The sequence below is a fragment of the Actinomadura napierensis genome, from assembly GCF_039529375.1.
Classification (GTDB): Bacteria; Actinomycetota; Actinomycetes; order Streptosporangiales; family Streptosporangiaceae; genus Spirillospora; species Spirillospora napierensis.
This window is the reverse complement of record NZ_BAAAMR010000098.1, coordinates 1-14,298: the sequence shown is the minus strand read 5'-3', so window position 1 is coordinate 14,298 and position 14,298 is coordinate 1. Positions and strand designations below refer to the sequence as shown.

General features: G+C 72.1%; 5 protein-coding genes. All 5 read left to right on the top strand.

Annotated features, from left to right (window positions below; all coding sequences use genetic code 11):
* The 5 genes from ABD296_RS37875 to ABD296_RS37855 all read left to right on the top strand — a co-directional run bounded on the left by ABD296_RS37875 (window position 1) and on the right by ABD296_RS37855 (window position 14,202).
* Window positions 1-1,422, top strand: a complete 1,422-nt coding sequence (locus ABD296_RS37875) for an L-fucose/L-arabinose isomerase family protein (RefSeq protein WP_344279015.1) — start codon at window positions 1-3, stop codon at window positions 1,420-1,422.
* 205 nt (window positions 1,423-1,627) lie between these two features.
* A complete protein-coding gene (locus ABD296_RS37870; RefSeq protein ID WP_344279012.1) occupies window positions 1,628-3,700 on the top strand; it encodes a family 43 glycosylhydrolase in 2,073 nt (690 codons plus the stop codon).
* Window positions 3,701-7,663 (top strand): family 78 glycoside hydrolase catalytic domain, encoded by a 3,963-nt coding sequence (locus ABD296_RS37865; RefSeq protein WP_344279009.1) that lies wholly within the window; start codon window positions 3,701-3,703, stop codon window positions 7,661-7,663. It abuts the gene before it with no gap.
* Window positions 7,660-11,418 carry a glycosyl hydrolase gene (locus tag ABD296_RS37860; RefSeq protein ID WP_344279006.1) on the top strand — a complete coding sequence of 1,253 codons (3,759 nt, stop codon included), beginning with the start codon at window positions 7,660-7,662 and terminating at the stop codon, window positions 11,416-11,418. Before ABD296_RS37865 ends, ABD296_RS37860 begins: the two co-directional genes overlap by 4 nt.
* A gap of 39 nt (window positions 11,419-11,457) precedes the next feature.
* A complete protein-coding gene (locus ABD296_RS37855; protein WP_344279003.1) occupies window positions 11,458-14,202 on the top strand; it encodes a family 78 glycoside hydrolase catalytic domain in 2,745 nt (914 codons plus the stop codon).
* The last annotated feature ends 96 nt before the right edge of the window (window positions 14,203-14,298 follow it).

The following is a 14,298-nucleotide window of genomic DNA, read 5'->3' as shown; positions in this document are numbered from 1 at the left end:
ATGGCAGGAAACACCGGGGCGCCGCCGCCCGTGAAGGTGGGCCTCGTGGCCGGCGGGCTCGGCGCGTACTGGCCGCAGTTCCCCGATCTGCTGCCGCAGCTGAAGCGGTCGGCCGAGCGCGTGTCGGAGCGGATGCGCGGGCTCGGGGCCGAGGTGGTGGACGTCGGGTTCATCTCCGACGCGCAGGAGGGCGCGGCGGCGGCCGAGAAGCTGCGCGCGGCGGGCTGCGACATCATCGTCGGGTTCCTCACCACCTACATGACCGCGACGATGCTGGTCCCGGTCGCGCAGCGGGCGGACGCGCCCGTGCTGCTGATCAACCTGCAGCCGACCGAGTCGATGGACCACGCCACGTTCGACACCGGGCAGTGGCTCGCGTACTGCGGCGCGTGCCCGCTGCCGGAGATGGCGAACGCGTTCGCGCGGTGCGGCGTCCCGTTCCGCTCCGTCTCCGGCTACCTGGAGGACGAGCGGGCCTGGGCGAAGATCGGCCGCTGGGTGCGGGCCGCCGGGGTGCGCGCGGCGCTGCGCCGCGGCCGGCACGGCCTCATGGGCCACCTCTACCCGGGCATGCTCGACGTCTCCACCGACCTGACGCTGGTCAGCGCGAACTTCGGCGGGCACGTCGAGGTGCTGGAGTTCGACGACCTGCGGGTCCGGGTGGAGGAGGTCACCGACGCCGAGGCCGCCGCGAAGAAGGCGGAGGCGGAGAAGATCTTCGAGCTGGACGCCTCCGTCAACGACGACGACCTGACCTGGGCGGCGCGGGTGTCGGCGGGCCTGGACCGGCTCGTCGAGGACTTCGGGCTGGACAGCCTCGCCTACTACCACCGTGGCCTGGACGGTGAGATCCACGAGCGGCTCGGCGCCGGGATGATCCTCGGCGCGTCGCTGCTCACCGCCCGCGGGATCCCGGCGGCCGGCGAGTACGAGCTGCGTACCTCGCTCGCCATGCTGATCGCCGACCGGCTCGGCGCGGGCGGCTCGTTCACCGAGCTGCAGGCGCTCGACTTCCACCGCGGCCACGTCGAGATGGGCCACGACGGGCCCGCGCACCTGGCGATCAGCGCCCGCCGCCCGCTGCTGCGCGGCCTCGGCGTCTACCACGGCAAGCGCGGCTACGGCGTGTCCGTGGAGTTCGACGTCAAGCACGGCCCGGTCACCGCGATCGGCGTCATCCAGCGCCGCGACGGCCGGTTCGCGTTCGTCGCGTCCGAGGGCGAGACCGTGGACGGCCCGCTGCTGCAGATCGGCAACACCACGTCCCGCGTGGACTTCGGCTGCGACCCCGGCGAATGGGTCGACGCGTGGAGCGCCACCGGCATCTCCCACCACTGGGCCCTCGGCACCGGCCATCGGATCGCCGACCTGAAGGCCCTCGCCGACCTCCTGGAGATCGAACTGGTCACCTTGAACCCCTGACCCCACCGGCACGAACCGCACGACCCTGACGGACTCGAACTCTCACCAGGCGCGATCGGGGGATCCGTCCCTAGGCGATGACGGGCGCAGGCCCGTGGCCGTGCAACCCCGCCCGCACGGCCGCGGGTTCTGTTCGGCATGCCCGCGGACGGACGACGCGCCGCCCCCCACCCCACCGCGCAGCCTCCGAGAGGACGCCACGTCCATGCGCACCATCCCCCCACTCCGGTCCAGGCGAGGCCGCGGCCTCGCGCTGGCCGCGATCTTCGCGCTGCTCCTCGGCGCGCTGTCCGCGCTGCCCGCGCAGGCGGCGACCGTCGCCCCGATCACCAACTACGGGCCGGACGGCGAGCAGACCGTCCGGTTCGACACGCAGGGCAACGCGGTCGACGCCCACGACGGCGCGATCCAGCGGTTCGGCGACACCTACTACCTGTACGGGACGAGCTACGACTGCGGCTACCAGTGGACGGTCAACAGCACGTTCTGCGGCTTCAAGGTGTACTCCTCGCCCGACCTCGTCCACTGGACCGACCGCGGCCACGTCGCGAAGGCACGCTCCTGCAAGTTCTGCTTCCGGCCGCACACCGTCTACGACAAGGCGACCCGCAAGTACGTGATGTGGGTGAACGACCAGGAGGCCGCGGACAAGTTCCGCGTCTACACCGCCGACCGGCCGACCGGCCCGTTCACCGAGCAGCCCGTCCCGGACCTTCCGGCGGGCACGCACTGCACCGCCGACCTCGACGTGTTCGTCGACGATGACGGCAAGGGCTACCTGGCGTGCAGCAACGCCGGATGGCACATCGCCGTCATCGAGCTGACGCCCGACTACCTGCGCGCCGCCGGACCGTACGACGTGACCGGCGTGACCCGCGTCGAGGCGCCGTCGATCTTCAAGCGGAACGGCACCTACTACCTGACGATGTCGGACCCGAACTGCGGGTACTGCACCGGGACCGGCACGTCCTACCTCACCGCGAAGAGCCCGCTCGGCCCGTGGAAGGGCCGCGACGCCTGGACGGCCGAGGACGGCGCGCTCACCGTCCACGGCGGCCTGTACGGCCTGTCGCAGCAGGGCGAGGACTGGTCCGACTACACGTTCTCCTTCGACGTCGCGCCGCTGCCGACGACGTCGGGCACCTCGGCGCAGGCCGGGTTCTCGGTCCGGATGAACCAGGACGACCACGGCTACCTGTTCCTGCTGACCGGGTCGGGCACCGGCAACGGGAAGCTGAGCGTGCTGCGCCGCGCCGGCGCCACCACCGCCAGCCACGTCGTCCAGCTCGACAAGCCGATCGTCGCGGGGGAGTGGCACCACGTCGCGGTCACCGCGTCCGGCTCCACCCTCACGACGTCGATCGACGGCGTGCAGGTCGATACCTACACCGACGCGACGTACCCCGTAGGCAAGGTCGGGTTCCGCGAGTGGAACGGCGCGAACCTCGAATCGGCGAAGTTCGACAACGTCACGGTGACCTCGGCCTCCGGGCAGCAGCTGCTCGCGGACGACTTCTCCGGCGACCTCTCCAAGTGGGTCGTCCCGACCGCCGGGACGAGCATCACCGCGAACTCCTGCGGCGGCCAGCCCGCCCAGGTCGCGACGCTCCCGCAGCGCCACGGCGCACCGATCCACATGTACTTCAGCGACCTGTGGGACTTCCACACCAACGAGGCCCTCGCCAACTACCACTGGGAGCCGCTCACCTTCGGCGCCGACGGATCGATCGACCCGGTCAAGTGCGGCAACTCCACCGTCCGCCTCGACCCCGGGCATCCGGGACGGCAGGCGGCGATCCCCGGCCTCGACCAGAGCAGCGGCGTCACCGGCTTCCGCACCGGCTGCGACGTCGCCGGGAACGTCCGGCGCGAGCAGTCGTTCACCGCGGGACGCGGCGGACGCCTCGCCTCGCTCGCCGTCACCGCGTTCAAGGACGGCACCGAGCAGGGCCGCGTGGAGCGCACCCCGCCGTCCGAGCCGCTGACCGTCGAGGTCACCGACGGGACCCGGACGCTCTGGTCCGGATCCGTCCCGGCCGAGCAGATCGGCTGGTCGGCGCGGAACGTGACCGTCCACCCGGGCATTCGGGTGCGGCGCGGCGCGCACTACACCGTCCGGATCTCCTCCACCACCACGACCGGCTGCTACGGCGTCGCCTACAACGACCACGACCCGTACCGGGGCGGCGCGTCCGCCGTCAGCAACGACGGCGGCACGGCCTTCACGCCCGAGCCCGGCCGCGACCTGAAGTTCCTCACCACCGTCCGGGGAGCCTGAATGCGTACATCCGCGACACGCGTCGCCCTGCCCGCCGCGTTCCTCTCGCTGCTGATCGGCGCGGCCGGGACGGTCCCGGCGCGCGCCGACGCGTCCGGGCTGCGGGCCACCGGGCTGCGCACCGACGCGCTCGACGACCCGCTCGGCATCGACGACACGGCGCCGACGCTGAGCTGGCGGCTCGCCGCGCCCGGCCATGGCGCGGCGCAGGCCGCCTACCAGGTCGAGGCCGCGACCTCCCGGGACGGGCTCGGCCGCGCCGGCCTGTGGGACTCCGGGAAGGTGTCGTCCGGCACCGCGAACGCCGTCTACCGGGGCACGGCGCTCACCTCCCGCCGCCAGGTGTGGTGGCGGGTCCGGGTCTGGGACGGCTCCGGGCGGGCGTCCGCCTGGAGCTCCCCGGCCCGGTTCGAGATGGGCCTGCTCGGCAAGGACGACTGGTCCGGCAAATGGATCACCGACGACCGGTGGCTGAACCGGGCGCCGAGCCCCGTCACCGTCGACCTGCCCGCCGGGACGAAGGCCCGCTACCTGCGGGTCGACGTGTCGAAGCTGGGCCTGCCGATCGCCGAGAGCGGGTCGCTGGTGTCGCGGCTCCAGCTCGCCGAGATCGAGGCGCTCGACCCGTCCGGGACGAACGTGGCGAAGGGCGCGGCCGTCACCGCGTCCGAGGTCCGCGAGTACCCGGGCAAGTGGATGCCGGAGTTCGTCACCGACGGCTCGCTCACCACGCAGAAGGCGCCGTTCGGCTACACCAGCAACGCCTACAAGGCGCAGGATCCCGGCCACCACATCTGGCTGCAGCTCGACCTCGGCGCCGCCAAGGACGTCGCATCGGTGAAGCTGTATCCGCGCACCGACGTGATGACGAGCGACGGGAAGACCCCGAACTTCCCCGCCGACTACACCGTGCAGACCTCGGACGCGGCGGACGGCCCGTTCACGGTCGTCAAGACCGTCACCGACCAGGTCCCGCCGCCCGCGTACCAGACGTCCATGCCCGCGCTGCCGCTGCTGGCGCGGCAGTTCTCGCTGAAGAACACCGTCCGGTCGGCGCGGCTCTACATCACCGCGCTCGGCATCTACGACGCGACCGTCAACGGCAAGCCGGTCAGCGACGCCGTCCTCGAACCGCCGAACACCGACTACAAGAAGCGCGTCGAGTACGCGGCCTACGACGTGACGAAGCTGCTGCGGCGCGGCGGCAACGCGATCGGCGTCCGGCTCGGCAACGGCACGTACAACGTCGCCGCGACCAACGACCGGTACACCAAGTACGTCGGCGCGCAGGGGGCGCCGAAGCTGCTCGCCCAGCTGGAGGTCACGCTCAAGGACGGGACGACCGCGCGCGTCGCGACCGACTCGTCCTGGCGCACCGACCTCGGGCCGACCACGTTCAGCCAGTGGTACGGCGGCGAGGACGAGGACGCCCGGCTCGCGCAGAAGGGCTGGGACGGCCCGTCCGCGAACCTCGCGTCGTGGAAGCCGGCCGCCGAGGCGCCCGACCCGGGCGTCGCGCTGACCGCGCGGACGTCCCCGGCGATCGTCCCGGTCGGCAGCCGCAAGACCGTGAAGGTCACGCACCCGGAGAAGGACACCTACGTCTTCGACCTCGGCGAGAACGTCGTCGGATGGCCGGAGCTGCGGGTGCGCGGGAAGCGCGGCGAGAAGCTGACGATCAAGCCGGGCGAGCGGCTCGGCGCGGACGGCCTCGTCGAGCAGGGCACCATGATCGCGGGCGGCGCGCAGAACCCGCCGGTCATGGACACCTACACGCTCGCGGGCGGCAGCACCGAGACCTGGCACCCGCGGTTCGTCTACCACGGCTTCCGCTACATCCAGATCAGCGGCCTGGACGCGGCACCGTCCAAGGACATGGTCGGGGCGACGATCCTGCGCGCCGGGAACGCCTCCGCCGGCTCCTTCGACAGCTCCGACCTCCTGCTGAACGGCATCCACAAGATCATCGACCGGGCCGTGCAGGGCAACATGATGTCGATCCTCACCGACTGCCCCGACCGGGAGAAGCTCGGCTGGCTGGAGGAGGACCAGCTCGTCCAGGGCTCGATCACCCGCGAGTACGACGTCGCCGCCTACTACCCGGCGCTGCTGCGGAACATGGCCGAGGCGCAGACGTCCGCCGGGCTCGTCCCCGACATCGCGCCCGCGTACGTGACGTTCTCCGGCGGCGTGTGGGACGACCCGAACTGGGGCAGCGCGATCATCCTGTCCGCCTGGCAGCACTACGTCACCTACGGGGACGCGAAGCCGCTGCGCGACTTCTACCCGAACATGCAGCGCTACCTGGACTACCTGACGTCCAAGGCGAAGGGGAACCTGCTCGACTACGGCCTCGGCGACTGGGCCGCCGTCGACAAGACCACCCCGACCGGCGTCGCCGCGACCTACGGCTACCAGCGCAGCGCCACCGCGCTCGCCAAGATCGCCAAGCTGCTCGGCAAGGACGACGACGCCACCAGGTACACCGAGCTCGCCGGTGACATCGCCGACGCGTTCAACGCCGAGTACCTCGACACCGGCAAGCACACCTACGGGTCCGGCAGCCAGGCCGGCGACGCGTTCGCGCTCGACCTCGGCATCGTCCCGGCCGACCAGAAGCAGGCCGTCCTCGACCACCTCGTCTCCACGATCAAGAACGACGGCTACCACCTGACCGTCGGCGAGATCGCGCTGCCGTCGGTGTTCCGGACGCTGTCGGCCGCCGGCCGCGACGACGTCGTCCTCGCCGTCGCGCAGCAGGTCACGAACCCCAGCTACGGCTACCAGGTGGTGCACGGCGCGACCGCGCTCACCGAGTACTGGGACGGCCCGACCGGCTACGGTTCGCAGAACCACTTCATGCTCGGCGCGATCGACGAGTGGTTCGGCGCGGGCCTCGCCGGCATCCGGCAGGCCGACGACTCGGTCGGCTACGGCAGGCTCGTGATCCGGCCCGCCGTCGTCGGCGACCTCACCCACGCCTCGTCGTCCTACGACACCCCGCGCGGGACGGTGTCCAGCGCGTGGCGCCGGTCCGGGCACGACCTGCGGCTGGACGTGACGGTCCCGCCCGGCGCGCCCGCCCGCGTCGAGGTCCCGCTGCTCGGGGCGTCCGCCGCCAAGGCCCCGGCGGGCGCGCGCTCGCTCGGCGTCCAGAACGGGCACGCCGTGTACGAGGTCGGGTCGGGGTCGTGGACGTTCACCGTCCGCACGCCGGACGCCGTCCGGCAGGACCGCACGCAGCTCGCCGTCGAGCCGCCGTTCGGCGTGAACATCGCGGTGACCGGCGGCGCGGCCACCAACGCCCGGTTCCGCGTGACGAACCTGGAGCGCCGCTCCGTGACCGTCCCGGTGAAGGCGACCGCGTCGGCCGGCTTCACCGCGTCCGCCCCCGCCCGGGTCACGATCCCGGCGGGCGGCTCCACCGAGATCCCCGTCGAGGTGAAGGGCTCGGGCGCGGACGGGACGAAGGGCACCGTCACCGTCACGGCCGACGACGAGACCGCGACCGCACCGGTCCTGGTCACCGGGAACCTCGTCCGCTCCGCGACCATGACGGCGTCCAGCACCCACAGCGGGTCGTCGCCCGCGTGGGCCAACGACGGCGGCACCGACTCCGGCGTCTGGCTGAACGGCGTCGGCGGCTGGAACGACGACACGTCCAAGACCTTCCCCGACACCCTCACCGCGACCTGGAAGGACCCGCAGAGGATCGGCCGGGTCGAGGTCTTCACGCTCAACAGTTCGAGCAACCCCGCGTCGAAGTCCGGCCTGCGCGACTTCGACGTCCAAGCCCAGGTCGACGGCCAGTGGACGACGGTCGCGACCGTCACCGGCAACACCGCCGGGACGGTCGAGAAGACCTTCGCCCCGGTGCAGGCGTCCGCGCTGCGGCTGCTCGTCCACGACTCCAACGACCACAACTACAGCCGCGTCATCGAACTGGAGGCGTACACCTCATGACCCGCTCCAAAGTTCGGCCGACGGGCGGCGTTCGTCGCAGGTCGGTGCGGCTCACCGCCGTGCCGGTAGCGGCGCTGCTCTCCGTGTCCGGTCTCGCGGTCGTCGGGGGGGCGGAGGGCGCGGAGTCGTTCGGGCCGACCGTCCCGGCCCTGACCCGCGGCACCTTCGCCGACCCGCCGGCGTCCGTGCGGCCCAAGTACCGCTGGTGGCAGCCGCTGGCCTACACCGACGACAAGGAGCTGGCCGCCGAGCTCGACCAGATCAAGAAGGCGGGCGGCGGCGGCGCCGAGGTCGCCCCCTTCAACGTCGAGGGCACCGGAAACAACACCCCCGAGTTCCTGAAGACCTACGGCTGGGGCACCCCGCTCTGGGCGCAGAAGACCCGGACGATGCTGGCCGCGGCGAAGGACAAGGGGCTCGGCCTGGACCTCACCATCGGCCCGCGCTGGCCCGCGACCGTCCCCACGGTCGACGACGTCAACGACCCCAGTGCGCAGCAGCAGATCGTCTTCTCCTACGAGTTCCACAAGGGCGGCACGAGCCGGTCCGGTGGGCTGCCGACCAACTTCAACGTCGCGCCGCCCGCCGGCGCGCAGAAGAAGCTCGTCGCCGCGCTCGTCGCCAAGTGCTCCGACGCCGGCTGCAGCGCCTCGTCCAGCGCCCCGCGGATGCTGGAGCGGTCGAGCGTCACCGACGTCACCGCCAAGGTGGACGCCCAGGGCGGCCTCGCGGTCGACTTCCCCGGCGACGACAAGAGCACCTACGCGCTGATCGCCTTCTACCAGGCGCCGAGCGGGCAGGCCCTGTCCGGCTACACCGCGACCGGCACCAACTACGCGCTCGACCCGTTCAGCGAGGCGGGCGCGAAGGCCACCACCGACTTCTACGACAAGAACATCCTCACCTCCGACGTGCGGAAGCTGCTCGCCCGCATCGGCGAGACCGACCTGTTCGAGGACTCGCTCGAACTCGGCACCACGCAGAAGTGGACGTCGGAACTGGTCGACCAGTGGACGAAGCTGCGCGGCTACTCGCCGGTCGACGTGCTGCCCGCCCTCGCGGGCGCCGGCGACCAGGGCATCACCGACAAGCCGTTCTTCGACTTCGGCGGCGGCGCCGGAGCCCGCGTCCGCACCGACTACCGGCAGACGCTCAGCGACCTGTACATCCGCAACCGCCTCGACGTGCTGCGCGAATGGGCGCACAAGCACCACATCAAGACCCGCATCCAGCCGTACGGCATCCCGGTGGACGTCTCGGAGGCCGCGTCGCACATCGACGTGCCCGAGGGCGAATCGCTCGCGTTCGGGCAGTCGGTCGGCGCCTACAGCAACGTGCAGGACTACCGCGTGGTCGCGACGGGCGCGCACATGTCCGGGCAGCCGGTCGTGTCGGACGAGTGCTGCGCGTTCTCCGGCTCGGTGTGGGGCTCGACGGCCGGTGCCGGATCGGACGCCTCCAACCTGCAGGCCGTCTACCGCGGCTTCGCCGGCGGCGTGAACCAGGTCGTCTGGCACGGCTTCCCCTACCTGAGCAGGGGACCCGCGGGTGCCGGGCCGCAGTCGGCGTGGCCCGGCATGACCTACGGCGGCAACACCTCCTACTCGGAGGCGTGGGGCGACAAGGGCGGCCCGAACTGGGCCGACTACCGCGCGATCAACGACAACGTCGCGCGCATGCAGCTCGTGCTGCGGCAGGGCAAGCCTCGCTTCGACCTCGCCGTGTACTGGCAGGACTTCGGCATGAACGGGACCGGTACCACCGGGTCCGGGTCGAACAAGCTGATCCAGGACTCCTCGGAGCTGGCGTCGGCCGGATACACCTACGAGTACCTCAGCCCGGCGCAGCTCCAGCGCAAGGACGCCTCCTACTCCCACGGCGCACTGTTCGGCGACGGCTCCGCCTACCACGCGGTGCTGCTGAAGGACCAGAAGACGATGCCGCTGGCCGCCGCCGAGAAGCTGCTGAGCCTGGCGCGCCAGGGCCTGCCCGTCGTGATCGTCGGGGACGTGCCGAGCACGGTGCCCGGTGACGGCGACGCGGGCGGCCAGGACGCGCGGCTCACGTCGGTGATCTCCCAGCTGCTCCGGCAGCGGACCGTGGTGCGGGCGGCGAGCGAGGCGGACGCGCCGGACGCGCTGAGCCGCCTCCGCGTCACCCCGGCCGCGACCCCGCGCGACGGCTCGGGCGCGATCCTGGACGTGCGCCGCCAGGCGGGCTCCACCGATTACTACTACCTCTACAACCAGACGAACACCACGGCCGCGCAGACGGTCACGCTGACCGGCGACGGCGTCCCTTACAAGCTGGACACCTGGACCGGCAAGATCACCCCGATCACGGACTACACGTCCGGGCACGGCACGGTCACCGTTCCCGTCCGGCTGGCCGGGAACGACGCCACGGTCATCGCGGTCACGCCGCGGCACGACGCCACCTTCCCCGGCCGCCAAGGCAAGACCGATCGGCCGGGCGGGCAGGGGACGGCGGCCGTCCCGCAGCCGGTGAAGCTCAACGAGTGGTCGCTGTCGGTGGACTCCTGGGGTCCCGGAGCGTCCGGCCTGCCCGGTGACACCGCGCACAAGACGCTCGGCCCCGTCACGGTGAAGGCCGGGGAGGGCGGCGCGCTGCCCGCCTGGTCGGCGATCACCACGGCCAACGGCTACCCGGCCGACCTCAAGGACGTGTCGGGCGTCGGGACCTACACCGCGCACGCCACCCTCGACGGCGGCTGGAAGGGCATCGACGCCGCCGAACTCGACCTCGGCACGCCGGTGGACACCGTCCGGGTGAACGTCAACGGGCACGACCTGCCGCCGCTCGACCAGTCCGACCTGCGGCACGTCCAGGTCGGCCGGTATCTGCGGCCGGGCGACAACACGATCACCGTGCGGGTCGCCTCGACGCTGCTCAACGCGGTCCGGGTCGCGCCCGGCACCGGCGCCTCCTCGCGGGCGCCGATGGACTACGGGCTGTTCGGCCCCCTCACCCTCACCGCGACCGGCGGCGACCGGCCGGTGCTGACCGCCGAGGCCCTCGAACCCGAACTGCCGCTGGCGGACGGCGGCTACAACCGCGCGACCGTGCTGGTCACCAACGCCTCCGGCCGCGCGGCCAATGTGACGGTCGCCGCGTCGGGCGCCGACGGGATCACGGCCAAGCCGCAGCAGGGCCGGGTCACCGTCCCCGCCGGCGGCTCGGTGACGGTGCCCGTCGACGTGCGCGACAAGGGCGTCTCGTCCGGCACGAGCACGCTGAAGGTCACCGCGCGCAGCGACGCAGGACCGTCCGCCGAGACCGCGGTGACGCTGCGGCACTCCGGCGACCTGGCGCTCAACCCGGGCGGCGCGCCGTTCCCCCGGGTCGTCGCGGACGCCGGACAGGACCGCTACCCGGCGAAGCTCGCCGTGGACGGTTCGGCGAGCACGTTCTGGGTCTCGTGGGGCCGCGCCGCCGGCCAGGGACCGACCGCGCAGAACCCGGTGCGGTACGGGCTCGACTTCGGCGCGCCTGTCGAGATCGGCTCGGTCGTCGTGGGCGGGCGCTCCAACTACGGGCCGCGCGACTACGCCGTCCAGGTCTCCCAGGACGGCCGGACGTGGCGCACCGTCGCCACCGCCACCGACACGCCGAAGGAGGGCGGGACGACGACCTTCGACAAGGTCAGCGCCCGGTACGTGCGCCTCGACATCACGAGGAGCTGGGACTCCGTGATCGCCAACGTGCAGATGAGCGGCTTCTCCGTACGGCCGTAGGGCCCGGAAGCCGAAGGAAACTACTGGAGGTTGCTCCTCATGATCCGCCGTGACAAGACCCGCTCCACCAGGTCCCGTGCCGTCCTCGCCGCCGTCGCCGCGGTGACGTCGGTGGCCGTCGTCGGGTTGCCCGGCACCGCGCAGGCCGCGCTGAAGGCGGGGCACGCGCCGCAGTCCCCGGTCGACCTCACCGTCGGGGACCAGGCCCGGCCGCTCAGCGTGGAGGGCGCGCCGCAGTTCGGCTGGCGGCCCCGCGACGTCGACCCCGGCGAGGTCCAGTCCGCCTATGAGCTCGCCGTGCGCGACGCGTCCGGCAAGACCGTGTGGGACAGCGGCCGGGTGAAGTCGGCAAGCCAGGAGTACGTGCCGTACGCGGGGCCGGCGCTGGCGTCCGAGTCGTCCTACACCTGGAAGGTCCGCACCTGGGACCGCACCGGGAAGGCGTCGCCGTGGTCGCGGACCGCCTCGTTCGACACCGGGCTGAGCGACGACCAGTGGGGCGCGTCGTGGATCCGCCGGACCACCACCGAGTCCGACGACTACACCCTGGCCCGCAAGGACTTCGCCGTCGGCGCGTCCCCGGTCGTGCGGGCCCGCGTCCACATCTCCGCCGACCAGCAGTACGACCTGCGCCTCAACGGCGAGACGGTCGACCGGGGCCCGGCGTTCGAGTACGCCGACGACCTGTTCTACAAGACCGTCGACGTCACCTCGAAGCTGAAGGCGGGCGGGGACGCGACGCTCGGCGCGGCCTACCACTGGTACGGATCCGGTCAGGGGCGGCCGAAGGGCGAGCCCGGGCTGCTCGTCCGGCTGGTCATCGACCACGCCGACGGCACCCGGCAGGTCGTCGTCAGCGACGGCACCTGGAAGGTGACGCGCGGCCCGTGGAAGACGGCGCCGCGCCGCAACGGCGACGGCGGCGACTGGGTCGAGGACGTCGACGGCACCGCCGAGCCGCTCGGCTGGGACAAGCCCGGCTTCGACGCGTCGTCCTGGACGGCCCCGCAGGTCGTCGGCGCGCACCCGACCTCGACGTTCAAGCACGTCCACGGGCAGGAGACGTCGCTGGCGTACCAGACCGTCCATCCGGTGAAGGTGACGCGGCTGGCGTCGGGCGCGCTCGTCGCCGACTTCGGGAAGGTGATCCCGGCGGTGCCGGTCGTCCGGTTCCGCGACGGGACGGCCGGGCGGCACGTCGACATGCACGCCGGCTACCTGCTCGCCGACGACGGGACGGTGTCGCGGTCCAAGAGCGACAACCAGAGCACCGACCTGACCTACGGCTACACCCAGCGCGACGGCGACCAGACGTTCCGCGCGTTCACCTACGAGGGCTTTCGCTACTTCGAGGTCGGCCCGGACTCGGGCATCGACCCCGGCGACATCTCCGCCGTCGTCCAGCACAACTCCGTCGACCGCACCGCGTCCGTCCGCACGTCCGACAAGGGGGTGAACGCGGCCTACGACATGATGGCGCGGTCGGCGCTGTACGGGTCGCAGTCGCAGTTCCTCGACACCCCGACCCGCGAGAAGGGCCAGTTCCTCGGCGACGCCGTCGACACCTCGACGGCCGCGATGGGCGCGTTCGGGGAGCGGCGCCTCACCCGGCAGGCCATCCGCGAGTTCATCGCCTCGCAGGCCCGCTACTGGCCGGACGGCCGGCTCAACTCCGTCTACCCGAACGGCGACGGCAAGCGCGACATCCCGGACTACACCGAGATGTTCCCCGGCTGGGTGTGGGACTACTACGAGCAGTCCGGCGACGCGACGACCCTCACGCAGGCGTACCCGGTGATGAACGCGGTCGCCGGATACGTCCGCCGCTACATCGACTCCGGAACGGGCCTGGTCACCAACCTCGAAGGCGGTTCCGGCCAGTACAAGTACGGCATCGTCGACTGGCCCGCGACCATGCGCTACGGCCACGACATGGACACCGCCGCCCGGACGGTCATCAACGTCCTCGGCGTCGACGTCCTGAACGCCACCGCCCGCGCCGCCGAAGCCCTCGGCAAGACCGACGAGGCGGCGGCACTGCGCAAGGAGGCCGGCACCCTCACCGGCAACATCAACGCCAAGCTCCGCCGCGCCGACGGCGTCTACATCGACGGCCTGAAGAGCGACGGCACGCAGAGCACGCACGCCTCGCAGATCGCCAACGCGTACGCGCTCGCGTACGGGATCGCGCCCGCCGAATCCCGCGAGGCGATCGGCTCCTACGTCGCCGGGCTCGGCATGCAGATGGGGCCGATGACCGCGCACCGGCTGCTGCAGGCGCTCGCCGACACGGGACGTCCGGGCGACGTCGTCACCCGCCTCACCGACACCGAGGGACCGGGCTGGGGCAACATCCTGGCGCGCGGCGGCACCTTCACGTGGGAGTCGTGGGACGCGCCGGAGACCGGGCAGAGCTTCTCGCACCCGTGGGGCTCGACGTCCCTGGTGGACGTGCAGCAGTCCCTTCTCGGCGTCACCGTGACCGCCCCGGCGTCCGCGACGGTCCGGATCCAGCCGCCGCTGTCCGGTCTGAGCGGCGCGACCGGCACGATTCCGGTCCAGCGTGGTGACGTCGGCGTCCAGTGGAAGCGGCAGGGGAACGGCGTCTCGCTCTCGGCGAACATTCCGGTCAACGTCACCGCCGAGATCCACGTTCCGGCGCGATCGGCCCATGACGTCCACGTCTCCGGGCCGGGCGGCGCCCGCTTCGTCGGCATGAAGGACGGCTACGCGGTCTTCCAGGCGGGCTCCGGCCGCCTCACCTTCCACTCCACGCACGCCTGAAGGGCCTTTCGATGGCGAATGAGCTGACCAGGAGACGATTCGTGCAGGCGGGCGGGGCCGCGGCCGCCGACGTGACCGCGGCCGGCGCGCTGCCGG

Coding starts and splice junctions, on each gene's coding strand:
- ABD296_RS37875 (WP_344279015.1), top strand. CDS start 1: ATGGCAGGAAACACCGGGGCGCCGCCGCCCGTGAAGGTGGGCCTCGTG.
- ABD296_RS37860 (WP_344279006.1), top strand. CDS start 7,660: ATGACCCGCTCCAAAGTTCGGCCGACGGGCGGCGTTCGTCGCAGGTCG.
- ABD296_RS37865 (WP_344279009.1), top strand. CDS start 3,701: ATGCGTACATCCGCGACACGCGTCGCCCTGCCCGCCGCGTTCCTCTCG.
- ABD296_RS37855 (WP_344279003.1), top strand. CDS start 11,458: ATGATCCGCCGTGACAAGACCCGCTCCACCAGGTCCCGTGCCGTCCTC.
- ABD296_RS37870 (WP_344279012.1), top strand. CDS start 1,628: ATGCGCACCATCCCCCCACTCCGGTCCAGGCGAGGCCGCGGCCTCGCG.